Origin of the sequence: Qipengyuania nanhaisediminis, assembly GCF_045862805.1 — a bacterium.
GTDB lineage: Bacteria > Pseudomonadota > Alphaproteobacteria > Sphingomonadales > Sphingomonadaceae > Erythrobacter > Erythrobacter nanhaisediminis_A.
This window is the reverse complement of sequence record NZ_AP025760.1, coordinates 107,593-130,981: the sequence shown is the minus strand read 5'-3', so window position 1 is coordinate 130,981 and position 23,389 is coordinate 107,593. Positions and strand designations below refer to the sequence as shown.

The 23,389-nt window shown below is 63.7% G+C and carries 22 protein-coding genes; 11 read left to right on the top strand and 11 right to left on the bottom strand.

What is annotated here, in order from left to right; all coding sequences use genetic code 11:
- Positions 1-58 precede the first annotated feature (58 nt).
- Positions 59-1,384: a hypothetical protein gene (locus ACKTSM_RS00655; RefSeq protein WP_407875223.1), complete on the top strand. Its 1,326-nt coding sequence runs from the start codon at positions 59-61 to the stop codon at positions 1,382-1,384.
- A gap of 122 nt (positions 1,385-1,506) precedes the next feature.
- Here the strand turns inward: ACKTSM_RS00655 and rplL are convergent, their stop codons facing one another.
- The 7 genes from rplL to ACKTSM_RS00620 all read right to left on the bottom strand — a co-directional run bounded on the left by rplL (position 1,507) and on the right by ACKTSM_RS00620 (position 4,485).
- Positions 1,507-1,884, bottom strand: coding sequence for a 50S ribosomal protein L7/L12 (gene rplL, locus ACKTSM_RS00650; protein ID WP_212449099.1), 378 nt, complete (start codon positions 1,882-1,884; stop codon positions 1,507-1,509).
- Positions 1,885-1,967: 83 nt separating this feature from the next.
- Positions 1,968-2,483: a 50S ribosomal protein L10 gene (gene rplJ / locus ACKTSM_RS00645; protein WP_407875222.1), complete on the bottom strand. Its 516-nt coding sequence runs from the start codon at positions 2,481-2,483 to the stop codon at positions 1,968-1,970.
- 315 nt (positions 2,484-2,798) lie between these two features.
- Positions 2,799-3,008, bottom strand: a complete 210-nt coding sequence (locus tag ACKTSM_RS00640) for a hypothetical protein (RefSeq protein WP_407875221.1) — start codon at positions 3,006-3,008, stop codon at positions 2,799-2,801.
- 145 nt (positions 3,009-3,153) lie between these two features.
- Positions 3,154-3,438: a hypothetical protein gene (locus tag ACKTSM_RS00635; RefSeq protein ID WP_407875220.1), complete on the bottom strand. Its 285-nt coding sequence runs from the start codon at positions 3,436-3,438 to the stop codon at positions 3,154-3,156.
- Positions 3,439-3,516: 78 nt separating this feature from the next.
- The gene (locus ACKTSM_RS00630) at positions 3,517-3,765 is read right to left on the bottom strand and encodes a helix-turn-helix domain-containing protein (RefSeq protein ID WP_407875219.1); all 249 of its coding nucleotides are present in this window, start codon (positions 3,763-3,765) and stop codon (positions 3,517-3,519) included.
- On the bottom strand, positions 3,765-4,316 hold the full coding sequence (locus tag ACKTSM_RS00625) for a DUF2975 domain-containing protein (RefSeq protein ID WP_407875218.1): 552 nt from the start codon (positions 4,314-4,316) through the stop codon (positions 3,765-3,767). Before ACKTSM_RS00625 ends, ACKTSM_RS00630 begins: the two co-directional genes overlap by 1 nt.
- A 28-nt stretch (positions 4,317-4,344) precedes the next feature.
- Positions 4,345-4,485: a hypothetical protein gene (locus ACKTSM_RS00620; RefSeq protein WP_407875217.1), complete on the bottom strand. Its 141-nt coding sequence runs from the start codon at positions 4,483-4,485 to the stop codon at positions 4,345-4,347.
- A 491-nt stretch (positions 4,486-4,976) separates the two neighbouring features.
- Between ACKTSM_RS00620 and rpoB the strand changes: the two genes are divergently transcribed.
- The 3 genes from rpoB (at position 4,977) to gltX (ending at position 15,021) form a co-directional block, all read left to right on the top strand.
- On the top strand, positions 4,977-9,185 hold the full coding sequence (gene rpoB / locus ACKTSM_RS00615; protein WP_407875216.1) for a DNA-directed RNA polymerase subunit beta: 4,209 nt from the start codon (positions 4,977-4,979) through the stop codon (positions 9,183-9,185).
- Between the two features lie 68 nt (positions 9,186-9,253).
- Positions 9,254-13,540 (top strand): DNA-directed RNA polymerase subunit beta', encoded by a 4,287-nt coding sequence (gene rpoC / locus ACKTSM_RS00610; protein ID WP_407875215.1) that lies wholly within the window; start codon positions 9,254-9,256, stop codon positions 13,538-13,540.
- A 152-nt stretch (positions 13,541-13,692) separates the two neighbouring features.
- Positions 13,693-15,021 (top strand): glutamate--tRNA ligase, encoded by a 1,329-nt coding sequence (gltX, locus tag ACKTSM_RS00605; protein WP_407875214.1) that lies wholly within the window; start codon positions 13,693-13,695, stop codon positions 15,019-15,021.
- On the opposite strand, the gene ACKTSM_RS00600 is transcribed toward gltX, so the two are convergent.
- Together ACKTSM_RS00600 and pyk are read right to left on the bottom strand one after the other, a co-directional pair.
- Positions 15,018-15,356, bottom strand: a complete 339-nt coding sequence (locus ACKTSM_RS00600) for a hypothetical protein (RefSeq protein ID WP_407875213.1) — start codon at positions 15,354-15,356, stop codon at positions 15,018-15,020. The two genes, gltX and ACKTSM_RS00600, sit on opposite strands and share 4 nt — an antisense overlap.
- A gap of 41 nt (positions 15,357-15,397) precedes the next feature.
- Entirely contained in the window at positions 15,398-16,879 is a 1,482-nt protein-coding gene (gene pyk, locus ACKTSM_RS00595) for a pyruvate kinase (protein WP_407875212.1), read from the bottom strand.
- A gap of 75 nt (positions 16,880-16,954) precedes the next feature.
- On the opposite strand from pyk, the gene ACKTSM_RS00590 reads away from it, so the two are divergent.
- Both ACKTSM_RS00590 and ACKTSM_RS00585 read left to right on the top strand, forming a co-directional pair.
- Positions 16,955-17,272 carry a DUF1244 domain-containing protein gene (locus tag ACKTSM_RS00590; RefSeq protein ID WP_407875211.1) on the top strand — a complete coding sequence of 106 codons (318 nt, stop codon included), beginning with the start codon at positions 16,955-16,957 and terminating at the stop codon, positions 17,270-17,272.
- Between the two features lie 106 nt (positions 17,273-17,378).
- The gene (locus ACKTSM_RS00585; RefSeq protein WP_007165461.1) at positions 17,379-17,615 is read left to right on the top strand and encodes a DUF2312 domain-containing protein; all 237 of its coding nucleotides are present in this window, start codon (positions 17,379-17,381) and stop codon (positions 17,613-17,615) included.
- 35 nt (positions 17,616-17,650) lie between these two features.
- On the opposite strand, the gene ACKTSM_RS00580 is transcribed toward ACKTSM_RS00585, so the two are convergent.
- Positions 17,651-18,430 carry a lysostaphin resistance A-like protein gene (locus ACKTSM_RS00580; RefSeq protein WP_407875210.1) on the bottom strand — a complete coding sequence of 260 codons (780 nt, stop codon included), beginning with the start codon at positions 18,428-18,430 and terminating at the stop codon, positions 17,651-17,653.
- 69 nt (positions 18,431-18,499) lie between these two features.
- Between ACKTSM_RS00580 and ACKTSM_RS00575 the strand changes: the two genes are divergently transcribed.
- From ACKTSM_RS00575 to ACKTSM_RS00560, 4 genes are all read left to right on the top strand, one after another.
- Entirely contained in the window at positions 18,500-19,246 is a 747-nt protein-coding gene (locus ACKTSM_RS00575) for a YebC/PmpR family DNA-binding transcriptional regulator (RefSeq protein WP_407875209.1), read from the top strand.
- A gap of 107 nt (positions 19,247-19,353) precedes the next feature.
- The gene (gene ruvC / locus ACKTSM_RS00570) at positions 19,354-19,827 is read left to right on the top strand and encodes a crossover junction endodeoxyribonuclease RuvC (protein WP_407875208.1); all 474 of its coding nucleotides are present in this window, start codon (positions 19,354-19,356) and stop codon (positions 19,825-19,827) included.
- Positions 19,828-19,841: 14 nt separating this feature from the next.
- Entirely contained in the window at positions 19,842-20,192 is a 351-nt protein-coding gene (locus ACKTSM_RS00565; protein WP_407875207.1) for an ArsC family reductase, read from the top strand.
- Positions 20,171-21,238 carry a glycerophosphodiester phosphodiesterase family protein gene (locus ACKTSM_RS00560; protein WP_407875206.1) on the top strand — a complete coding sequence of 356 codons (1,068 nt, stop codon included), beginning with the start codon at positions 20,171-20,173 and terminating at the stop codon, positions 21,236-21,238. Before ACKTSM_RS00565 ends, ACKTSM_RS00560 begins: the two co-directional genes overlap by 22 nt.
- Here ACKTSM_RS00560 and ubiG read toward each other — a convergent pair.
- Positions 21,235-21,978: a bifunctional 2-polyprenyl-6-hydroxyphenol methylase/3-demethylubiquinol 3-O-methyltransferase UbiG gene (gene ubiG, locus ACKTSM_RS00555; RefSeq protein ID WP_407875205.1), complete on the bottom strand. Its 744-nt coding sequence runs from the start codon at positions 21,976-21,978 to the stop codon at positions 21,235-21,237. The genes ACKTSM_RS00560 and ubiG overlap by 4 nt on opposite strands.
- 80 nt (positions 21,979-22,058) lie before the next feature.
- On the opposite strand from ubiG, the gene ACKTSM_RS00550 reads away from it, so the two are divergent.
- Positions 22,059-23,330, top strand: coding sequence for an aspartate kinase (locus ACKTSM_RS00550; protein ID WP_407875204.1), 1,272 nt, complete (start codon positions 22,059-22,061; stop codon positions 23,328-23,330).
- Positions 23,331-23,389 lie beyond the last annotated feature (59 nt).

Below are 23,389 nucleotides of genomic sequence, written 5' to 3'. Positions count from 1 at the left end.
AAGGGGGTTAAAACAATCATAACACAGGCGAATCACGTTGCTCTTGGGGGGGATAACGATGAGCGACCAGCACCAGAAACAATCTGCGCGCAGCGATGATGTCGCTGGCGAAACCGCGATGCGCGATCTGCGGCTCTTGCCCGGACCTTTTTCCGCAGCGGCACTGGCTGCGGGCGAAGCGGCGCTCGCAGGCGCTTCGCAGGCAACCCGGATCACGCACGGCCGTGCGCTTGTCGGCTCGGCAGTTATCGCTGCTGCGGTGATCATGCCGGAAATCCCGCTCGGAGCGGTCGATGCGCCGGTCATGCAAGTCAATCTGGGCGCTCGCGACGCGCCTGCGTCCGATCCGTTCCGGATGCCCAGTCTCGCCGCGTCTAGCCCGGTCTTCATCCAGGCGATGGCCGCCGATCGCCTCGCTCCCGAGGCGCTCACGACTAGCGCGGTGTCGCGGCGCCCGAGCCAGGAGCGCATGGCCCCCCTGGGCTTCCTTGCGACCGGCTCGGAACGTTTCGATCTCGCCTTTGCCGGCGTCGCCCTTCCCGATCCGGAAGCGATCACGATCGCGGCTCCGCTTGCCAGCCAGCCGCACGGCTCTTTCGCGGCGCGCACGGCGGCCTTGCGCGCGAGGCTGATCGATGTCCCGCAGATCACGGCGACACGGCCATTCCTGCCGCGCGCCGTGCGCGAAGCGCGCGCGGCCGAGACCGCGCTCACGCTCGATGATCGCGGCATTGCCAGCCTGGGTTCGGCCAACCGTTCGATCGAAGCCGCTTTTGCAGGCACGCTCGACGTATCGGGCGGAGTGCGCGATGCGCTCCCGATCGAGCCGGTCGAACGCGCTGGCATCGCGCCGGCACCAGTTTCGAGGGCGGCGCCCCCTGTCGCTACGCCAACGGCCAGGACCGCTCCTGTTCGTGAGGACATCGGCGTCGATGACAACCGCGTCGATCAGGCCGATCCCGGTCTCGTCGCGCTGCCCGCTCATGCCAGGACCCTGCAATCTAGCCGCGAGGCGCAGATCGATCTCGTCGCCAAGACCCATCTCGATGCGCGGGTAAACGGGGTCGCGGTCGGACGTGTCGATTTCGAGCAGCGCGGGGCGACGATCGCGGTCAGGCTCGGTTCGGTGGTCGATCTGCTGCAGGCGCGTTTCACCGCAGAAGAGCTCTCCAAGCTGCGCAGCGGCGGGGCGATCGACGCATATCTGACGCTCGACCAGATCCGTGCAGCCGGGATCCCGATCAATTACGACCCGGTCTATGACGAGATCGAGTTCGGGATAGACTACCAGGACGCCCCGCAGGCCGCCAAGGTCCAGGTGGAGCAGATCGGCGTTCCCGTGTCCGACCAGCACAGCGTGATGATCGACCAGATCCCGCGATAGACGCAGCGCTTCTGGCCAAGGCCAGCGGGCTGCGATCCGGGCACGAAAAAGGGCGACACCATCGCTGGTGCCGCCCTTTCGTCTGATCAGCCGGAGCTGACCGAAGCGCAAGCAATGGATGCTTACTTGAGCTCGACGGTGCCGCCGGCTGCTTCGATCTTGCCCTTGATTTCTTCGGCTTCGGCCTTGTTGACGCCTTCCTTGAGCGGCTTGGGCGCGCCTTCGACGAGACCCTTGGCTTCGGTGAGGCCGAGACCGGTGATGGCACGGACTTCCTTGATGACCTGGATCTTCTTGCCGCCGTCGCCGGTGAGAATGACGTCGAATTCGTCCTTCTCTTCAGCCGGGGCACCGGCGTCGCCGCCGCCTGCGGGGCCAGCCACGGCAACTGCTGCAGCGGCGCTCACGCCCCACTCTTCTTCCAGCGCCTTGGCGAGTTCGGCCGCCTCGAGGACGGTCAGCTTCGAAAGTTCTTCAACAAGCTTGGCAATATCAGCCATGATGGTTCACTCCAATAATGTGGCGGGGCCTGTCATCGACCCCATGATGTTTCGTTTGACGAGAAACGTCTCTCAAGCGTCGATTACGCAGCTTCCTTGGCGCCAAAGGCACCAAAGACGCGGGCAAGCTTGCCAGCGGGCTCGTTGACAACGCGGGCGATCTTGGTCGCCGGTGCGTTGATGAGACCGACAAGCGTACCGCGCAGCTCGTCGAGGCTCGGCATCGAGGCGAGTGCCTTGACCCCGGCTTCGTCGAGAACCTGCGTCCCCATCGAACCGCCAACGATTTCGAGCTTGTCGTTCGACTTTGCGAAGTCGACAGCAGCCTTGGCGGCTGCGACGGGGTCTTGCGACCACGCCAGCGCGGTCGGGCCGGTGAGATACTCATCGATCCCGACATAGTCGGTGTCCTTCAGGGCGAGCTTGGCGAGACGGTTCTTCGCAACCTTGTAGGAAGCACCAGCTTCACGCATCTTCGTGCGCAGTTCGGTGGACTGATCCACCGTCATGCCGAGATTGCGGGTGACAACCACCACGCCGACCTCGTTGAAGACCGCATTGAGCTGGGCAACCGCGTCGGCTTTTTGCGAACGATCCATGCCATACTCCTTCACTAATGGCCGCGTGCAAAGGCTGTCGCACGCGACCGGCTCACGTTTCGCCCTGCCGCTAACCGACAGGGCAAAGTCCATTCGACAAGGGAAGGAGGGCGAGCCATCGGGCTCTGGTTGCGCATGCCGCATTGCGGGCATTGCGCGAAATCTCGTTTCCCCGCCTAGGCTGGAAATTAAGAAGGCCAGGATGCCTTCACCAACTGTCTTGGACGGATGACTGGCAGACGCAAAGAGGCCCGCCGGTCGGGGCGGGCCTCTAAACGATCATGCGCTCGTGTCAAGCGCGATGATGCGTCTCGATTACATCTCGTCGGCAGTGTCTTCGAGAACTTCAGCCTGCTCTTCGAGCGCTTCTTCCTGCGCTTCGGTCGGAGCTTCGTCAGCAGCTTCCTCGAGGGCTTCGGCCTGCTCGTCGATCTGCTCTGCTTCGGCTTCCATGGCCGGGTCACCCGAACCACAAGCGGCCAGGGCGAGCGAGAGCGGGGCGGCGATAAGGAAAGTCTTCTTCATAAATCCTCCTGAACTTGAAGAGCCGGTACCGGCTCAACCCTCACACAATGAACGTGCAAGGCTCCGGTTCCAAGCCCTGATTTTTATCGGAACCTGGAGCCGGAGCCTTCGGTATGTGCGAACCGTCGGCCCGGAGGCCAACGGATCAGATGTCGTCGGCCTTGTCTTCGAGATTGTCGGCCTCGGCCTCGAGGTCGTCTGCGCGGCGTTCAAGCGCGGTCTCGCCCGTTTCGTCGCCGCGTTCTGCGGCAATATCGGCCTGTTCCTCGGCGAGTTCGGCCTGCGCCTCGGTCAGCTCGGCCTGCTCGTCGAGCACTTCGGCCTGCGCTTCGCGCACGTCATCGACCTCTTCGCCGATTTCTTCGGCGGGTCCGTCACAAGCGCCCAGGGCGAGCGCGATCGGGGCGATGGCTGCGATTGCGTATTTCATGAAACCTCCTGTTGCGTTCGAGAAGGCTTCGGGCCCTCACCGCCCCTCAATGCTTGACGGGCGGTAAGGGTTCCGAGCTCATTGTGCATCGCTTCCCCGGTAGCTGAGCAGGTCGCCGGGCTGGCAATCGAGTTCGCGGCAGATCGCTGCGAGAGTCGAGAACCGGATCGCCTTGGCCTTGCCGGTCTTGAGGATCGAGAGATTGGCCAGGGTGAGGCCCACCCGCTCGGCCAGTTCGGTAAGCGTCATGCGGCGTTCGTGCAGCAGGTCGTCGAGCTTGACCATGATCGGTGCTCCTTCGTCTTCGGCCAGAGATTTCGGTGGCATCACACGGTCCCCTCAAGATCGTCGCGCATGCTTGCGCCATGCTTGAACACGCGGGCGAGGATGAACAGCACGATGACCATCAGGATGCCGGTCATGTCGAGGCCGGCGTCGATCGTGACATCGGCGTGCTCGATCTCATCGGCCCACTTGGCCAGCCACAGGCCGAACGCACCAGCGGGGACCATGAGAAGCTGGATGCCGAGCATCAGCCAGGCCATGAGATTCAGCCGGTCGGCATTTTCGGGAACGAAGGGGTCGCCTTCGCCCACGCTGATGATGATCGCGCGCAGCTTGCCGAAGAACACGAAGGCGAGCGCGATGATGGCGAGACCGACGAGGAAGACGCCGATCATCGGGAACACCGGAAATGCGGTGGCAGCCTCGGCCGATTTCTCGGCCAGTTCGGCAGCGATATCGTCGCTGAAGAACAGCATAGCAGGCACGAGCAGCGCGAGAACGGTGCCGCCAAAGGCGAGGCCGATCTGGGCCACGTAGGTCATGATCTTGCCTGCCAGAAGCAGCAGGTCATTGGGTTTGTCGCGCATGGTCATTGGTCTGGTTTCCCCTTCGGATGGTTGTTCAGGCAAGTTCGGTCATCGCGGCAACGGTCGTCGTGCCATGCGCCTGAGCGGGCGGGACGGTGGTGATGGCGCTGATCGAGGTGATGGCGAGGAACACCGCGGCAAGCGCGGCGAGCGAATTTGTGTGGGTGCGGGACATATCGTTCTCCTTGAAGCGTGATATTGAATTTCGATAATCCGCTTCTAGGCTCGACGACCGCTTATCGTCAATCGATAAATATCGAAAAACGATAATTCCTTGATCGGAAAGCGATATTTTCTGGCTTATCGTTCTTCGATATGATGGATCGGCAGCTCCACGCGCGATCCGGCTGCGCGAATCGCGCGGGCAAACGAATCGCCTCCGCCCTGTTGACGCAGGCCCGCGGTAATCCTACATGCCTGCCCGCACGCCAGCTTCGAGCCGGCCGATTCATGCGCGACGGATCGGGCCAAGAATGGAAGCGGCGCCTTGCCATATTCGCGACTGTGATTGAGCTGCTTCCCAGATGACCCGGCCAGGGTGCGTCCGGGTTCGCGGCGCTTTTGCGTCAGCGATGGCCAGCATTTTCTCGCGTGACGACACGACGGCAAATCCGGCACGCGAGATGATTTTGTCTTGCGCGCCCAGACAAGAGGCAAGTTACCTCCATGGCTACCAAGGCGAAGGCCCCCAAGAGTTCGGGCAAGCTCCGCAGCCGCAAGGCGCAGGGCACTGCGAAGAAGCGCATCCGCAAGATTTTCGGCGACATCCACGAAGTCGTCGACATGCCCAACCTGATCGAGGTCCAGCGCGAGAGCTACGAGCAGTTCCTGCGCTCGGACAAGGATGCAGGTTATGTCTCGGGGCTTGAAAAGACCCTGCGCAGCGTCTTCCCGATCCGCGACTTCGCCGGCACCGCCGAACTCGACTTCGTCCATTACGAACTCGAAGAGCCGAAATACGACACCACCGAATGTCGTCAGCGCGGCATCACCTATGCAGCCCCGATGAAGGTGACGCTGCGCCTGATCGTGTTCGAGGTCGACCAGGAAACCGAAACCCGTTCGGTGCTCGATATCAAGGAGCAGGACGTCTACATGGGCGACATGCCGCTCATGACCGAGAACGGCACCTTCATCATCAACGGCACCGAGCGCGTGATCGTGTCGCAGATGCACCGTTCGCCGGGCGTCCTGTTCGATCACGACCGGGGCAAGACGCACTCTTCGGGCAAGCTGCTGTTCGCCGCGCGTGTCATTCCCTATCGCGGCTCGTGGCTCGACTTCGAATTCGACGCCAAGGACATCGTCAATGTCCGCATCGACCGCAAGCGCAAGCTGCCGGTCACCGCGCTGCTTTACGCGCTCGGCCTCGACAGCGAGCAGATCCTCGAACACTTCTACGAAACCGTCACCTGGGATCGCGCCAAGGACGGCTGGAAGATCCCGTTCGTCGCCGAGGCCTGGCGCGGGCAGAAGCCTGCCTTCGCGCTGGTCGATGCCAAGACTGGCGAGGAAATCTTCCCGGCCGGCCAGAAGATCAGCCCGCGCGCTGCCAACAAGGCGGCCAAGGATGGCCTGAAGGACCTGCTTCTCCCGACCGAGGAAGTCGTCGGCCGCTTTGCCGCGCGCGACCTCATCGATGAAAGCACAGGCCGCATCTATATCGAGGCCGGTGACGAGATCACGCTCGAACATGTCGAGACCTTCGACAATGCCGGCATCGACAAGCTCGAACTGCTCGACATCGACGAGATCAACACCGGTCCGTGGATCCGCAACACGCTCAAGGTCGACAAGGCCGAGAACCGCGACGAGGGCCTCGAGGCCATCTACAAGGTGATGCGTCCGGGCGAGCCGCCGACCAAGGAAACCGCAGAAGCCCTGTTCGAAGGCCTGTTCTTCGACGGCGAGCGTTATGACCTGTCGGCCGTTGGCCGCGTCAAGCTCAACATGCGTCTCGGCCTCGATGCCGAAGACACCGTGACCACGCTGCGCAAGGAAGACATCCTTGCCGTGGTCAAGGAACTGGTCGGCCTCAAGGACGGCAAGGGCGAAGTCGACGACATCGACAATCTCGGCAATCGCCGCGTGCGTTCGGTCGGCGAGCTGCTGGAAAACCAATACCGCGTCGGCCTGCTGCGCATGGAGCGCGCGGTCAAGGAGCGCATGAGCAGCGTCGATGTCTCGACCGTCATGCCCAACGACCTGATCAACGCCAAGCCGGCTGTTGCCGCGGTGCGCGAATTCTTTGGCTCCTCGCAGCTGTCGCAGTTCATGGACCAGACCAACCCATTGTCGGAAGTCACCCACAAGCGCCGCGTCTCGGCGCTTGGCCCGGGCGGTCTCACCCGTGAGCGTGCCGGCTTCGAAGTGCGCGACGTTCACCCGACGCACTATGGCCGTATCTGTCCGATTGAGACGCCCGAAGGTCCGAATATCGGCCTGATCAACTCGCTGGCATCGTTCAGCCGGGTCAACAAATACGGCTTCATCGAAACTCCGTATCGCAAGGTCGAGAACGGCAAGGTTTCGGGCGAGGTCATCTACCTGTCCGCGATGGAAGAGCAGAAGCACACCGTCGCGCAGGCATCGGCCGAACTCACCGATGACGGCACCTTTGTCGAGGAACTGGTCTCGGCCCGCCATGCAGGTGACAACCTGATGGCCCCGAACGACCAGATCACCCTGATGGACGTCAGCCCCAAGCAGCTCGTCTCGGTCGCGGCCTCGCTCATTCCGTTCCTCGAGAACGATGACGCGAACCGCGCGCTGATGGGCTCGAACATGCAGCGCCAGGCCGTGCCGCTCGTCAAGGCCGAAGCGCCGTGGGTCGGCACCGGCATGGAAGAGACCGTGGCGCGCGATTCGGGTGCCGCGATCGCTGCCAAGCGCGGCGGGATCGTCGACCAGGTCGACGCCACCCGCATCGTGATCCGGGCACAGGGCGATGTCGAAGCCGGCCAGTCGGGCGTCGATATCTACACCCTGCAGAAGTTCCAGCGTTCGAACCAGAACACCTGCATCAACCAGCGTCCGCTGGTGAAGGTCGGTGACGTGATCGAGCCGGGCGACATCATCGCTGACGGTCCCTCGACCGATATCGGCGAGCTGGCGCTGGGCAAGAACAGCCTCGTCGCGTTCATGCCGTGGAACGGCTACAACTACGAGGACTCGATCCTGATCTCCGAACGCATCGTGAAGGACGACGTGTTCACCTCGATCCATATCGAGGAATTCGAGGTCATGGCCCGCGACACCAAGCTCGGCCCGGAAGACATCACCCGCGACATCCCCAATGTCGGCGAGGAAGCCCTGCGCAACCTCGACGAGGCGGGCATCGTCTATATCGGTGCCGAAGTGCATCCGGGCGATATCCTGGTCGGCAAGATCACGCCGAAGGGCGAAAGCCCGATGACGCCGGAAGAAAAGCTCCTGCGCGCCATTTTCGGCGAAAAGGCAAGCGATGTGCGCGACACCTCGCTGCGCCTGCCGCCGGGCGTTGCCGGGACGGTGGTCGAGGTTCGTGTCTTCAACCGCCACGGCATCGAGATCGACGACCGTACGCGTGCGATCCAGAACGAGGAGATCGAGCGCCTTCGCAAGGACGCGGCCGACGAACGCAACATCCTCAACCGCGCGACCTACAACCGCCTCAAGGACATGCTGGTCGGTCAGACCGCATCGGCCGCTCCCAAGGGCGTGAAGAAGGGCAGCGAGATCACCGAGGACGTGCTCGGCGGTGTCGAGCGCCACGAATGGTTCAAGTTCGCGGTCGCCGACGACAAGCGCCAGGCCCAGATCGAGGCGATCAAGTCGCAATATGACGAGAGCGTCGCGATGATCGATGCCAAGTTCGAGGACCGCAAGGAAAAGCTCGAACGCGGTGACGAACTGGCACCGGGCGTGCTCAAGATGGTCAAGGTCTTCGTCGCGGTGAAGCGCAAGCTGCAGCCGGGCGACAAGATGGCCGGCCGCCACGGGAACAAGGGTGTGATCTCGCGGATCCTGCCGATCGAGGACATGCCGTTCCTCGAGGACGGGACCCCGGTCGACCTCGTGCTCAACCCGCTCGGCGTGCCTTCGCGCATGAATGTCGGCCAGATCTTCGAAACCCATCTCGGTTTCGCGGCTCGCGCGCTCGGCATGGACATCGCCGAAAAGCTCGAGGAGTGGCGCGCAGCCAACCCCAATGCTGCGGAGGACTACAAGAAGGCGAAACCGCCCGAAGCGGTCGTCCAGCGTCTCAAGGACGTCTACGGCGAGCAGTATTTCGAGGACCTCGAAAGCCGTTCGGCCGAGCAGATCGTCGAGCTCGCGCAGAACCTGTCGGCAGGCGTCCCGATGGGCACGCCGGTCTTCGATGGCGCGCGCGAGGCCGACGTGACCGATTACCTGGTCAAGGCGGGCATCGATCCTTCGGGGCAGTCGGTCCTGTTCGACGGGCGCACGGGTGAAGCCTTTGACCGCAAGGTCACCGTGGGCATCATCTACATGCTCAAGCTTCACCACCTTGTCGACGACAAGATCCACGCCCGTTCGATCGGCCCGTACTCGCTCGTCACCCAGCAGCCGCTGGGCGGTAAGGCGCAGTTCGGCGGCCAGCGTTTCGGCGAAATGGAGGTCTGGGCACTGCAGGCATATGGCGCTGCCTACACCTTGCAGGAAATGCTCACCGTCAAGTCGGACGACGTGGTCGGCCGTACCAAGGTCTACGAAGCGATCGTCAAGGGCGACGACACCTTCGAAGCGGGCATTCCGGAGAGCTTCAACGTGCTCGTCAAGGAAATGCGCTCGCTGGGTCTCAACGTCGAATTGAAGTCGCTGAGCGACGGCGAGGAAGACGAAGACGACCAGTGGCCGGAGGCAGCGGAATAAGGGGAGCGGGCGGCAACGCCCCTCCCGCTTTCGCTCCACGAGAATTCACCCCGTAAGGGAACCAAGTCATGAATGAACTGACCAAATTCACCAACCAGCTCGCAAAGCCGGAAACCTTCGACCAGATCCAGATCGGGATCGCTTCGCCCGAGCGTATCCGTTCGTGGTCGTTCGGCGAGATCAAGAAGCCGGAAACCATCAACTACCGCACGTTCAAGCCCGAGCGTGACGGCCTGTTCTGCGCGCGCATCTTCGGTCCGGTGAAGGACTACGAATGCCTTTGCGGCAAGTACAAGCGCATGAAGTACAAGGGCGTCGTGTGCGAAAAGTGCGGCGTCGAGGTCACCGTCACCAAGGTGCGCCGTGAGCGTATGGGCCACATCGAACTCGCTGCTCCGGTCGCGCATATCTGGTTCCTGAAGTCGCTGCCCTCGCGCATCGGCCTGCTGCTCGACATCCAATTGAAGCAGCTCGAGCGCATCCTCTACTTCGAAAGCTATGTCGTGATCGAGCCGGGCCTGACCCCGCTCGAGAAGTTCCAGCTGCTGACCGAAGACGAGCTCCTCGAAGCGCAGGACGAGTATGGCGAAGACGCATTCAGCGCCGATATCGGTGCCGAGGCGGTCAAGGTCATGCTGATGGACCTTGACCTCGAACAGGAGCGTGAAGACCTGCTCGAAGAGCTCGCGACCACCAAGTCCGCATTGAAGCCCAAGAAGATCATCAAGCGCCTGAAGGTCGTCGAGAGCTTCATCGAATCCGGCAACCGCCCGGAATGGATGATCCTCGAAGTGATCCCGGTGATCCCGCCCGAACTGCGCCCGCTGGTGCCGCTCGACGGTGGCCGTTTCGCGACCTCGGATCTCAACGATCTCTATCGCCGCGTGATCAACCGCAACAACCGCCTGAAGCGCCTGATCGAGCTGCGCGCGCCGGACATCATCGTCCGCAACGAAAAGCGCATGCTTCAGGAAGCCGTTGACGCATTGTTCGACAATGGCCGCCGCGGCCGGGTCATCACCGGTGCGAACAAGCGTCCGCTGAAATCGCTCAGCGACATGCTCAAGGGCAAGCAGGGCCGCTTCCGCCAGAACCTTCTGGGTAAGCGCGTCGACTATTCGGGCCGTTCGGTCATCGTGACCGGCCCGGAACTCAAGCTGCACCAGTGCGGCCTGCCCAAGAAGATGGCGCTCGAACTGTTCAAGCCGTTCATCTACGCCCGCCTCGATGCCAAGGGTCTCTCGATGACCCTCAAGCAGGCGAAGAAGTGGGTCGAGAAGGAGCGCAAGGAAGTCTGGGACATCCTCGACGAGGTGATCCGCGAGCACCCGGTCCTGCTGAACCGCGCGCCGACGCTTCACCGTCTCGGCATCCAGGCGTTCGAGCCGGTGCTGATCGAAGGCAAGGCGATCCAGCTTCACCCGCTGGTCTGCTCGGCATTCAACGCCGACTTCGACGGGGACCAGATGGCTGTGCACGTTCCGCTCAGCCTCGAGGCCCAGCTCGAAGCGCGCGTGCTCATGATGAGCACCAACAACATCCTCTCGCCCGCCAACGGCAAGCCGATCATCGTGCCTTCGCAGGACATGGTTCTGGGTCTCTATTACCTGTCGATGGAACGCCAGGAAAAGACGCCCGAATACCTCGAGAACGAGGACGGCACCAAGGTCGAGAAACTGCCGCGCTTTGCCGACATGGCCGAAGTGCACCAGGCGCTCGAGACCAAGGCGGTCACGCTGCACACCAAGATCATCGCCCGCGTCCCGCAGGCCGATGAAGACGGCAACATCGTGATGAAGCGGTTCGAGACCACTCCGGGCCGGATGCTGATCGGCGAATGCCTGCCCAAGAACCACAAGGTGCCCTACGACATCATCAACCGCCTTCTCACCAAGAAGGATATCGGCGACGTGATCGACGAGGTCTATCGTCACACCGGTCAGAAGGACACGGTGCTGTTCGCCGACGCCATCATGGTGCTGGGCTTCCGCCACGCGTTCAAGGCCGGCATCTCGTTCGGCAAGGACGACATGATCATCCCTGACGCCAAGGAAGGCATGGTCGAGGAGACCAAGAAGCTGGTTGCTGATTACGAGCAGCAGTACCAGGACGGCCTCATCACCCAGCAGGAAAAGTACAACAAGGTGATCGACGCCTGGAGCCGTTGCGGCGACCAGGTGGCCGACGCCATGATGGCCGAGATCAAGTCGCAGCCGATCGACAAGGACGGTCGCGAGGCCGAGATCAACTCGATCTACATGATGAGCCACTCGGGTGCGCGTGGTTCGCCGGCGCAGATGAAGCAGCTCGCCGGTATGCGCGGCCTGATGGCCAAGCCGTCGGGCGAGATCATCGAGACCCCGATTATCTCGAACTTCAAGGAAGGCCTGACCGTCCTTGAATACTTCAACTCGACCCACGGCGCTCGCAAGGGCCTTGCCGACACCGCGCTCAAGACGGCGAACTCGGGCTACCTGACCCGCCGCCTGGTCGACGTGTCGCAGGACTGCACGATCGTCGTCGAGGACTGCAAGACCGACAACGCGCTCGAAATGCGCGCCATCGTCCAGGGCGGCAGCGTCATCGCCTCGCTCGGCGAGCGCATCCTCGGCCGCACCGTTGCCGAAGACCTCGTCAACGCCAAGACCGACGAAGTGATCGTCAAGGCCGGCACGCTGATCGACGAGCCGATGGTGAAGGAAATCGAGGCGGCTGAAGTCCAGTCGGCCAAGATCCGTTCGCCGCTGGTCTGCGAAGCCGAACAGGGCGTTTGCGCGACCTGCTACGGCCGTGACCTTGCTCGCGGTACCCCGGTGAATATCGGTGAAGCTGTCGGCGTGATCGCCGCGCAGTCGATCGGTGAGCCGGGCACCCAGCTGACCATGCGTACCTTCCACATCGGCGGTGCGGCGCAGCTCAACGAGACCAGCCACCTTGAGTCGATCTCGGACGGCAAGATCGAATATCGCGACATGCCGACGATCACCGACAAGAAGGGCCGTATTCTCAGCCTTGCCCGCAATGGCGAACTCGCGGTGATCGATGCCGAGGGCCGCGAACGCGAAATGCACAAGGTGCCCTATGGTACCGTGCTGATGTTCAAGGACGGTGCCAAGGTCAAGGAAGGCGATCGCCTCGCGGAATGGGATCCGTTCACGCTTCCCATCATCACCGAGCAATCGGGCGTGGTGAAATACCAGGACCTCGTCGAGGGCTCGACTCTCGAAGAGCAGACCGACGATGCCACCGGTATCGCCCAGCGCGTCGTGACCGAGAACCGTGCGACCGGCCGCAAGAAGAAGGAGGAGCTGCGTCCGCGTCTCACCCTTCTCGGCGAAGGCCAGACCGATGCCGACGAGACCGAAGCCCAGCGTTACATGCTGGCTCCGGGAACGACCTTGTCGGTCACTGACGGCCAGACGGTCGAGGCTGGTGACATCCTCGCCCGTGCTTCGCGCGAGGCTGCCAAGACCCGCGACATCACCGGCGGTCTGCCGCGCGTGGCCGAACTGTTCGAGGCGCGCATGCCCAAGGACGTCTCGGTTATCGCCAAGATTTCCGGCAAGATCGAATTCGTCCGCGAATACAAGGCCAAGCGCAAGATCGCGATTGTTCCCGAGGAAGGTGATCCGGTGGAATACCTGATCCCCAAGACCAAGGTAATCGACGTGCAGGAAGGCGACTTCGTGAAGAAGGGCGACACCCTGATTTCCGGTTCGCCCAACCCGCACGACATCCTCGAGGTCATGGGCGTCGAGGCGCTGGCCGAATATCTCGTCAACGAGATCCAGGAAGTCTATCGTCTCCAGGGCGTGAAGATCAACGACAAGCACATCGAGGTGATCGTTCGCCAGATGCTGCAGAAGGTCGAGATCACCGATGGCGGCGACACCACGCTGCTGCCGGGCGAACAGGTCGACAATGCCGAAATGCTCGAGATCAATGCCAAGCTCGGCAAGGGCAAGAAGCCGGCCGAAGGCATGCCGATCCTGCTCGGGATCACCAAGGCGAGCCTGCAAACCCGCAGCTTCATCTCGGCGGCCTCGTTCCAGGAGACGACCCGCGTGCTCACCCAGGCTTCGGTCGAGGGCAAGAAGGACACGCTGATCGGTCTCAAGGAAAACGTGATCGTGGGCCGTCTCATCCCCGCCGGTACCGGCGCGGGCATGAACCGGATGCGCGTCACCGCCTCGAGCCGCGACGCCGCGCTCAAGGCCGCGTGGAAGAAGCAGCAGGAAAAGCTGGCTGCCGAAAACGCCGCAGCCGCGCCGAGCGAACCCGAGCCCGAGGCCGATCCGGTTTCGAGCGAGGAAGCGATGAAGGCGGCCATGGGTGGCGGAGACGCGAGCGAATAAGCCTCGCGGCCAAACGCTGACACGAATTGCCCCGCCCCGAGCCTATGCGCCCGGGGCGGGGTTTTTCTTTGCCGGGAAACGGCTCGTACCGGGCGCGTCCGGGCATGTGCGAGCGCTTGCGGGCGGGGCCTGCGCGCTTTAACGCCGCGCGCATGACCACCACGCGTTTCGCTCCATCGCCCACGGGCCGGCTGCATGTCGGCAATATTCGCACCGCGCTTCATAACTGGATGCTGGCCGAAAAGGCGGGCGGCACTTTCGTGCTGCGGATCGACGACACCGATGCGGCGCGCAGCCGGGAGGAATATGTCGAGGCGATCCGGGAGGACCTCGCCTGGCTCGGCCTGGCGCCCGCGCGCGAGGAACGCCAGTCGCACAGGCTCGAGGCCTACCAGGCGGCGTTCGACCGATTGCGCGATGCCGGGCGCATCTACCCGGCCTACGAGACCAGCCAGGAACTCGAACTGAAGCGCAAGATCCAGCTCGGGCGCGGCCTGCCGCCGATCTATGACCGCGCCGCGCTCAAGCTCGGCGATGACGAGCGAGCGGCCAAGGAGGCCGAGGGTATCGCCCCGCACTGGCGTTTCCGCCTCGATCATGACGAGGCGATCGCATGGGATGACGGCGTGCGCGGCAAGCAATCCTTTGACGCCGCCCAGCTATCCGACCCGGTGATCCGCCGCGCCGACGGATCGTGGCTCTACATGCTGCCGAGCACGGTCGACGATATCGACATGGGGGTAACGCAGGTCCTGCGCGGCGAGGATCATGTCTCGAACACCGCGGTGCAGATCCAGATGTTCACCGCCCTTGGCGCAGCGCCCCCGGCCTTTGCGCACGAGGCGCTGCTGGTGGGCAAGGAGGGCAAGCTGTCGAAACGCCTCGGCTCGCTGGGCTGCGATGCCTTTCGCGAACGGGGTATCGAACCCGAAGCGCTCGTCGCGCTGCTTGCAAGGCTCGGCACTTCGCTGCCGGTCGAACCGATCGCCGATCGTGCAAAGCTGCTCGAGACATTCGACTTGTCCACCTTCGGCCGCGCGCCTGCCAAGTTCGACGATGCCGAGCTCGAACGGATTAATACCGCGATCGTGCACGCCATGGAGTTTGCGCAGGCGCAGGACCGGCTGCCCGACGGCATGGACGAGGCCGGCTGGCACGCGATGCGTCCCAATGTCGCGACCGTCGCCGAGGCCGAGCAGTGGTGGAAGCTGGTCACAGGGCCGATCGCACAGCCGAATTTCGCTGCCGAGGATCGCACCTTTCTCGGCCACGCCGCCGAAACGCTCGAATGGGGTGAAGACCCCTGGCGCGCACTGACCTCCACGCTCAAACAGGTGACGGGGCGCAAGGGCAAGGCGCTGTTCTTGCCGCTGCGCCAGGCGCTTACCGGCATGGATCACGGCCCCGACATGGGCGAACTCCTGCCGTTGATCGGGGAAGACGAAGCGCGCAGCCGCCTCAAACGCGCTGCCGCTGCCTAGGGCTGGCGGCCCTCGATGTGCAGCGCCCAACCGGCAAGCGCGACCGGGATCAGCGAGAACGCGCCGAATGCGGGGTAACCGGCAAGGAAGATGACAAGGCAGGACAGCGCGAAGCCGATCGCGATGCCCGCCAGTCCCACCCTGCGCAGTTTTGCGAAGGCGACCAGAACCGGCGCGATCACCTGCAATGCTCCATGCGGCCAGAGCCAGGCCGAAGACAGGCCGGCATCGGCGACCAGAGCGGTCTCGCCGGGCGCTGCCAGCAGCTTCGCCGCCCCGGCAGCCAGGCTCAGCAGCGCCAGCACTGTGACCAGGGCAATTTGCAGGAATCGCATGGGGGTGTCTCTCGTCCTCCGCTGCGAGCGGGTGCGCCGTGCTATTTGCGGTGCTTGTCCAGCTCGTCGCCCGACAGGGTAACGACGTGGAGAAGGTTGGTCGATCCCGGTGTCCCGAACGGAACCCCTGCAAGGACGATCTGTTTAGAGCCCGCGCTGCCAAAGCCGTGCCGCAGCGCCATCCGCTTGCCCTTGGCGATCATCTCCTCGAAACTGCCGATATCCTTGGTGGGGACGGCATGTGCGCCCCATAACAGCGCCACGCGCCGCGCGGTCTCGATTAGCGGGGTCAGGACGAGGATGGGCGTGTCGGGCCTCTCGCGGCTCACCCGGCGCGCGGTCGATCCGCTCATGGTGAAGACCGTGATTGCGGTGATCGGAACCGTGTCGGCGATGGTCATGCAGCTATGCGCGAGCGCATCCGACGTGGTCGCATCGGGCGGAATTTCGAGGAAGCGGACGCGGCTCTTGTAATCCTCGTCGCCTTCGACCTGCTGCGCGATCCGGTGCATCATCAGGACCGATTCCTCGGGCCAGTCGCCAGCCGCGCTCTCGGCCGAGAGCATGACCGCATCGGCGCCATCATAGACCGCATTGGCAACGTCGGAGACCTCGGCGCGGGTCGGGGTCGGGCTTTCGATCATCGATTCGAGCATCTGCGTCGCCACGATCACCGGCTTGCCCGCGCGGCGCGAGGCATTGACGATCTTCTTCTGAAGCGGCGGGACTTCGTGGGGCTCGAGTTCGACCCCGAGGTCGCCGCGCGCGACCATGATCCCGTCTGACATGTCGATGATATCGGTCAGGCGGTTGACCGCCATCGGCTTCTCGATCTTCGCGCATAGCGCCGTGCCGGTCCCGCCATGCGCGGCAATGAGCTTGCGCGCCTCGGCGAGATCGTCGGGCCGCTGGACGAAGGACAGCGCGACCCAGTCGGCCTTCTGCTCGATGGCGAAGGCGAGGTCCTTGCGATCCTTGTCGGTGAGCGCCGGGATCGGGACCTCGGCATCGGGGACATTCACCCCCTTGCGATCGGAGATCACGCCTCCGACCTCGGCCGAACAGAAGATCTGCTCGTCATCGGCTTCCTTGACCACCAGCCGGATCTTGCCGTCATTGATCAGGAGGCGCTGGCCGCGTTCGAGTATGCCGAACAGTTCGGGATGCGGCAGGCACACGCGAGTCTCGTCGCCGGGAGCCGGGTCGCGATCGAAGGTGAAGTGACCGCTATGGCGGATCACGGCCTTGCCGTCCTTGAAGGTTCCGACCCGCAGCTTGGGGCCCTGCAAGTCGGCCAGGATCGCGATCGGGCGCGAAAATTCGCGCTCCATGGCGCGGATCGCCGCGATGGCTGCCCGGTGGTCCTCGTGGCTGCCATGGCTCATATTGACCCGGAACGCATCGGCACCGGCCTTGAACAGCCGCCGCAGCATTTCGGGCGACCGGCTGGCAGGACCGATGGTCGCGAGGATCTTGACCTTGCGCCCGCGCGGGTCGATCCGAGTGTTGTCGCCTTTGGCCATGATTATCCCGATTTCTGGCGTCACGATTATGCCGCTCGCTATGGCACAGCGTCCACGCAACTCAAGGAAAAGCGAATGACTGATGCCCCCGACCCGCTCGACACGCTCGACGATGCCATCGCCGCCGAGGCATTTCGCCGGCTGGTGCGCCACTTGCGCCACCGCCACGATGCGCAGAACATCGAATTGATGGGGCTGGCGGGTTTCTGCCGCAATTGCCTCGCCGACTGGATCCGCGATTATGGCTATCCCGGCGACAAGGCCGAAGCGCGTGCGCTGATCCACGGCATGGCCCAGGACGAATGGAAGGCCTCCCGGCAAAGCCCCGCCACCGAAGAGCAGCTGGCACGGATGGAAGCGAGTCTGAAGAGAAATGCGCCTGACCTTCGCTGATCACGCGGACATGGTGGAGAAGTCGCGCGGTTTTGCTTTGCTTGGCGCGCGCGGCTGGTAAGTCAGCCGCCGACCAATTCAACCGATTCTCTGGAGCACCCCCCAAATGGCCGAAGCCACCGATGACCGCCTGCGCCTTCTGATCGAGCGTATCGAACGCCTCGAGGAAGAGAAGAAGGGTATCGCCGACGATATCCGCGACGTCTATGCCGAGGCCAAGGCCGTCGGATACGACGTCAAGATCATGCGCCAGATCGTGCGCCTGCGGAAGATGAAGCCCGACGATCGCAGCGAGCAGGAAACCATTCTCGAGACCTACAAGGCCGCGCTCGGCATGGGCTGATCAGCCGCGATGGCGCTGGGGGCACAGGGCCTTGATCAGCCTTCGCCCCCGACCATCGCCAGCGAGGCAATCGTCAGCGCGGTCGCATTGTGCATCGCGTGAAGCACGATCGCCGCCCACAGCCCGATATGCACCCGGACATATCCGAGCAGCGTGCCGAGCACGAATTGCGGGATCACCAGCGGCAGCAGCATGGCCAGCGAGCCTTCGGAGAAATTCGCAAGGTGGACCAGCGCGAATGCGAGCGCGGATAGCCAGAATAGCACCGGGAACCCGCGTTCAAACCAGTTCATCGCAGGCTTGCGGCGCAGCGCGACCAGCGCGGCGACGGCGACAACAAGCGCGAAGACCAGGACCAGTCCGCGCACAAGGGGCAGGGCCGGTCCGATCGCGGCAAATGCGCCTGCGCCTGCGATAATTGCGATCAGGGCGAGCACAGGACCGGGCTTTCCCGAGAGCCAGCCGCGGAACACGATCTCCTCGAACACCGGCGCGGCAATGATCACCCCGAGCACGATCGGCAGGGTAAAATCTATATCGGCAAGCGCGGTTCGCGGCAGGTCGATCCCGGACGCGATGACGATCGCGGCGGTCGCGATCAGCGCGAACATCACCGCCATGTCGAGCGCATAGACGCGCGCGATCACGCGCCATGCACCGGCGGTCTCGGTGAAAGTGGGCAGGGTCGGTCGCCTGAGAAAGGCCAGCACCCGGCGCCATTCGTCTGCAAGGCTTGCAGCCGGGGCGAAGCGTGTCGCGGCATGCTGAGGCATCTCGCCGGTTGCGGCGAGAGGACTTGTCGGCTCGTCGTTCATCGGGCTAATGCGACCCCTATCGTTTCAAGGGGGCCAGTCTGGCCCGAAACAAGCTGAAAAAGAGTTTCCATGGCAGGCCATTCCAAATTCAAGAACATCATGCACCGCAAGGGTGCGCAGGACAAGAAACGCTCGAACCTGTTTTCCAAGCTTTCACGCGAGATCACCGTTGCGGCCAAGATGGGCGCACCCGATCCCGACATGAACCCGCGCCTGCGGCTCGCAATCAACACCGCCAAGGGCCAGTCGATGCCCAAGGACAATATCCAGCGGGCGATCGACAAGGCGAGCGCGGCCGATGGCGAAAATTACGAAGAAGTCCGCTACGAAGGCTATGGCCCGGGCGGAAGCGCGATCATCGTCGAGGCGCTGACCGACAACCGCAACCGCACCGCCACCGCGGTTCGCACGGCTTTCTCAAAGAACGGCGGCAATCTCGGGACCGAAGGTTCGGTCGCGCACGGTTTCGAACGGCTCGGCTATATCGAATATGGCGCCGATGCAGGCGATGAGGAAAAAGTGCTCGAGGCAGCGCTCGAAGCGGGTGCGGAAGATATTGCCTCATCCGATGACGGCCACGAGATCTGGACCGCAGCCGATGACCTCCACGCGGTTGCCGAAGCGCTCGAAAAGACGCTCGGCGAGGCCAAGGAGGTCAAGCTCGCCTGGAAGCCCAATCTCACTGTCGAGATGGACGAGAAGAACGCAGGCACACTGCTCAAGCTCATCGACGCGCTCGACGATGACGATGATGTCCAGACCGTCTGGGGCAATTACGAGATTTCCGACGAGGTGATGGAAAAGCTCGATTCGTGAGGGCTGGCGGGTGAGCTGGAAGGAATGGGCCATTGCACTTGCGCTCGGTGCCGCCTTCCTGCTCGCCATGGCCTGGAGGCTTGGCTGGCGGATCGGGCTAGGCTGACATGATCATCCTCGGCCTCGACCCCTCGCTCAGTTGCACCGGCTGGGGCGTGATCCGCGCGCATGGCTCGCGGCTTGCGCATGTCGCCAATGGCCAGATCAAGACCTCGCCCAAAGCTGCGATGGCGGAACGCCTGGCGCTGCTCCACGCCGGGATCGCCGCGGTGATCGCCGAGCACGCGCCGGCACGTGCCGCGTGCGAGGAGGTGTTCGTCAACGAGAACCCGCAATCGACGCTCAAGCTCTCGCAGGCGCGCGGCGCGGTGCTCGCCGCCTGCGGGGCGGCGCAGCTCGTGGTCAACGAACATGCCGCGCGGCTGGTCAAGAAAGCGGTGGTCGGCACGGGCGCCGCTGACAAGAAACAGGTCGCGGCGATGGTCGGCGTGCTGATGCCCGGCACCAGGATCGCGGGCGCTGACGCCGCCGATGCGCTCGCCGTGGCGATTGCTGACGCACATCTTTCTCCCATTGCATGACAACGGAAACCGACATGACGATCCAGATCTACGGCATTCCCAATTGCGACACGGTCAAGAAGGCGCGCAAATGGCTCGAGGCGAACGGGATCGCCTTTGAGTTTCACGATTACAAGAAAGAGGGTGCCGATAATCAGAAGGTCGCGCGCTGGATCGAGGAAAAGGGCGTCGACACCGTGCTCAACAGGCGCGGGACGACCTGGCGCAAACTGACCGAGGCCGAAAAGGCGCAGGCCGAGACGGCCGATGGCGCGGTGGAGCTGCTCGTTCAGCACCCCTCCATGATCAAGCGGCCAGTGGCCGAACATCCCGGCGGCATCCTCGTCGGTTTTAAGGAAGAGACATGGGCCGCAAGCTTGTCCTGACTTTCATCGCCGCCGCGCTTTCGCTGGCGGGCAGCGCATCGGTGCAGGCAACCACCGGCGAGGGCGCGCGCGAGGGCCGACCGCTGGTGATCGCGCATCGCGGGGCCAGCGCCGAGCGGCCCGAGCACACGCTTGCCGCCTATGAGCGCGCCATCGACCAGGGCGCCGATTTCATCGAGCCCGATCTGGTCGTCACCAAGGACCTCGTCCTTGTCGCGCGGCACGAGAGCGAATTGTCCGCGACCACCGATGTCGCCAGTCGCGAGGAGTTCGAGCACCTGCGTCGCACCGCGACCATTGACGGGCGGCAAGTCGCCGGCTGGTTTGCCGAGGACTTTACGCTCGCCCAGTTGCGCACGTTGCGAGTGCGCGAAAGGGTGCCGAACATTCGCCCTGCCAGCGCCGCCTATAACGGGCTTTACCAGGTGCCGACCTTTGCCGAGATCGTGCAATTGCTGCGGATAAAGGAGGCAGAGACCGGGCGCGCGATCGGGCTCTATCCCGAACTCAAGAACCCCACCTTGATGCTGGAACAGCACGGCATAGACATGGTCGACCTGATGGTGCGCGAACTGCGCGCGCACGGCCTCGACAGCGAGCAGTCGAGGGTGTTCGTCCAGGCGTTCGAGATCGGGCCCCTGCAGCGGCTCAATGCGCGCATCGACACGCGGCTGGTGCTGCTGATCCGCGATACCGGAGGCCCCTATGACGAGCCGGCGATGCGCTGGGCCGATATGTTGACGCCTTCGGGCCTCGCCCAGATCGCCACCTATGCCGACGGGATCGGCCCGTGGCTCGGCCATGTGATCGACGACGCAATGCAGCCCACGCGGCTGGTCGCCGATGCTCATGCAGCGGGTCTGGTGGTCCATCCCTGGACGCTTCGCCGGGAGAACGGCTTTCTTCCCGGTGCGTTGCAAGCGCCGGGCGGTCCCGAGGCCGTGGGTCGCTATATGCCGCTGTGGCGCGCCGCGATCGCGAGCGGGGCTGACGGCTTCTTCACCGACCACCCGGCTGATCTACGCGCTCTGATCGACGGCGATTAGGCGGCAATCCTGCGCGCGGCGAGGATGTAGTTGAGCGTTTCGTCATCGCTCAGATGCAGGCCCCTGGATGGCCGCCACGCGATACCGCGCCGCGCGGTGATCTCGAGCCCGAGTTCCGCGAGCATTGCCTCGAGCTCTTCGGGAGTGACGAACATGTCCCAGTCATGGGTGCCCCTGGGCACGTAGCCCACCGCCTCGGCCGCGCCGACGAGAAGCAGTTTCGAGGCCGGCGTGCGGTTGGGGGTGGAAAGCACGAGCAGCCCACCGGGCGCGAGCCGCGCGGCGCAATCGGCGAGGAAGGCGCGCTTGTCGGCGACGTGTTCCACCACTTCGAGGCTGGTGACGAGATCGAATGTGCCGATATCGAGGCCGGAGACCTCGCCTGCCATGTAACGGATATCGAGCCCGCTTGCCTCGGCGTGGGCGGCAGCCGCGGCAATATTGTCGCTCGCCGCGTCGACCCCGGTGACCTGTGCGCCCAGCCGCGCGAGCGGTTCACACAACAGGCCCGCGCCGCAACCGATGTCGAGCGCGCTGTGCCCGGTCAGCGCACGGATATCGTCCGGATCGCTGCCCAGATGCGCGTCGAGCGCTTCCCGGATGAAGGCGAGACGCACGGGATTGACCTGGTGCAGGCTCGCCATCTTGCCGGTCGGATTCCACCAATCCCTTGCCAGCCCGGCGAAGAAGGCCGCTTCTTCGGGCCGGATAGTTACATTTGAGACATTTGCGTTCGCCATGGCGCCTCGTTAGCAGCGCAGCGACGCACTCACCAGCAACAAGGGCGCGGCCATTGGCAGGCAAGACACAAAGAATCGTGATGAAATTCGGCGGCACATCGATGGCCGGCACCGAACGGATCCGGCGTGTCGCCAATATCGTCCGCGCACAGGCCGCGGGATCGGGCGACAAGGGCGCGAGCGAGGTCGCGGTCGTCGTCAGCGCGATGGCGGGCGAAACCGATCGGCTGGTCAATTTCTGCCGCGAGGCCAACGCGCTCTACGACCCGGCGGAATATGACGTGGTCGTCTCCAGCGGTGAACAGGTGACGAGCGGATTGCTCGCGCTCACCCTTCAATCGCTCGGCTGCAGGGCGCGCAGCTGGCTCGGCTGGCAGATGCCGGTCGAGACCACGGCGGCGCATGCAAAGGCGCGGATCGAGAGCATCGATGCGCCCGACATGGTCGAAAGCATGAGCAAGGGCGAGATCGCGGTGGTGCCGGGGTTCCAGGGCGTCACCGAGAACGGACGCATCTCGACGCTCGGACGCGGCGGCTCGGACACGAGCGCGGTCGCGGTGGCGGCTGCGGTCAAGGCCGATCGCTGCGACATCTACACCGATGTCGACGGGGTCTACACCACCGACCCGCGGATCGTCGCCAAGGCGCGCAAGCTCAAGGCGGTGACCTATGAGGAAATGCTCGAACTGGCGAGCGTGGGGGCGAAGGTGCTCCAGACCCGCTCGGTCGGCCTCGCGATGAAGGAGGGGGTGCGCATCCAGGTGCTCTCCAGCTTTGTCGGCGAGGACGCGGTGGCCGCTGACCAATTGCCCGGCACGCTGATCGTGTCGGACGAAGAAATGGATCAACTTGTGGAGGACGGCCTGATGGAACGCCAGCACGTGACAGGCATCGCGCATGACAAGAACGAGGCCAAGATCATCCTCACCCGCGTGCCCGACAAGCCGGGCGCGGTGGCGCATATCTTCGAGCCGCTCGCCGATGCCTCGATCAATGTCGACATGATCATCCAGAACGTCGGGCGCGACAAGGGCGAGACCGACGTGACCTTCACCGTGCCGCAGGCCGATTTGCCGCGCGCTCAGGCGATGCTCGAGGACCGGCGCGGCGATATCGGCTTCAACCGCATCATCACCGACAGCAAGATCGCCAAGATCAGCGTCGTCGGGGTCGGCATGAAAAGCCATGCCGGTGTCGCCAGCACGATGTTCCGTTCGCTGTCTGATCGCGGGATCAATATCCAGGCGATCTCGACCTCGGAGATCAAGATAAGCGTCATGATCGACGAGGACGAGACCGAACTGGCGGTGCGCGTCCTGCACACCGCCTATGGTCTCGATGCCGCAGATTAGCCGGTTGCGGTTGCGCGCGGAAACAGCCAGCGGGCAACACGGCTGACACCATGTGGGTG

Bases quoted from the DNA above. Each gene is read 5' to 3' on its own strand.
- ACKTSM_RS00600 (WP_407875213.1), bottom strand. From the start codon at position 15,356: ATGCGATTCCTGCAAATTGCCCTGGTCACAGTGCTGGCGCTGCTGAGC.
- ACKTSM_RS00655 (WP_407875223.1), top strand. From the start codon at position 59: ATGAGCGACCAGCACCAGAAACAATCTGCGCGCAGCGATGATGTCGCT.
- ACKTSM_RS00640 (WP_407875221.1), bottom strand. From the start codon at position 3,008: ATGAAGAAGACTTTCCTTATCGCCGCCCCGCTCTCGCTCGCCCTGGCC.
- pyk (WP_407875212.1), bottom strand. From the start codon at position 16,879: ATGGCCAAAGGCGACAACACTCGGATCGACCCGCGCGGGCGCAAGGTC.
- ACKTSM_RS00630 (WP_407875219.1), bottom strand. From the start codon at position 3,765: ATGCCACCGAAATCTCTGGCCGAAGACGAAGGAGCACCGATCATGGTC.
- ACKTSM_RS00585 (WP_007165461.1), top strand. From the start codon at position 17,379: ATGGCCGAAGCCACCGATGACCGCCTGCGCCTTCTGATCGAGCGTATC.
- rplJ (WP_407875222.1), bottom strand. From the start codon at position 2,483: ATGGATCGTTCGCAAAAAGCCGACGCGGTTGCCCAGCTCAATGCGGTC.
- ACKTSM_RS00560 (WP_407875206.1), top strand. From the start codon at position 20,171: ATGGGCCGCAAGCTTGTCCTGACTTTCATCGCCGCCGCGCTTTCGCTG.
- ACKTSM_RS00575 (WP_407875209.1), top strand. From the start codon at position 18,500: ATGGCAGGCCATTCCAAATTCAAGAACATCATGCACCGCAAGGGTGCG.
- ACKTSM_RS00565 (WP_407875207.1), top strand. From the start codon at position 19,842: ATGACGATCCAGATCTACGGCATTCCCAATTGCGACACGGTCAAGAAG.
- rpoC (WP_407875215.1), top strand. From the start codon at position 9,254: ATGAATGAACTGACCAAATTCACCAACCAGCTCGCAAAGCCGGAAACC.
- rpoB (WP_407875216.1), top strand. From the start codon at position 4,977: ATGGCTACCAAGGCGAAGGCCCCCAAGAGTTCGGGCAAGCTCCGCAGC.
- ACKTSM_RS00590 (WP_407875211.1), top strand. From the start codon at position 16,955: ATGACTGATGCCCCCGACCCGCTCGACACGCTCGACGATGCCATCGCC.
- ACKTSM_RS00625 (WP_407875218.1), bottom strand. From the start codon at position 4,316: ATGACCATGCGCGACAAACCCAATGACCTGCTGCTTCTGGCAGGCAAG.
- ruvC (WP_407875208.1), top strand. From the start codon at position 19,354: ATGATCATCCTCGGCCTCGACCCCTCGCTCAGTTGCACCGGCTGGGGC.
- ubiG (WP_407875205.1), bottom strand. From the start codon at position 21,978: ATGGCGAACGCAAATGTCTCAAATGTAACTATCCGGCCCGAAGAAGCG.
- ACKTSM_RS00580 (WP_407875210.1), bottom strand. From the start codon at position 18,430: ATGAACGACGAGCCGACAAGTCCTCTCGCCGCAACCGGCGAGATGCCT.
- ACKTSM_RS00620 (WP_407875217.1), bottom strand. From the start codon at position 4,485: ATGTCCCGCACCCACACAAATTCGCTCGCCGCGCTTGCCGCGGTGTTC.
- gltX (WP_407875214.1), top strand. From the start codon at position 13,693: ATGACCACCACGCGTTTCGCTCCATCGCCCACGGGCCGGCTGCATGTC.
- ACKTSM_RS00635 (WP_407875220.1), bottom strand. From the start codon at position 3,438: ATGAAATACGCAATCGCAGCCATCGCCCCGATCGCGCTCGCCCTGGGC.
- rplL (WP_212449099.1), bottom strand. From the start codon at position 1,884: ATGGCTGATATTGCCAAGCTTGTTGAAGAACTTTCGAAGCTGACCGTC.
- ACKTSM_RS00550 (WP_407875204.1), top strand. From the start codon at position 22,059: ATGAAATTCGGCGGCACATCGATGGCCGGCACCGAACGGATCCGGCGT.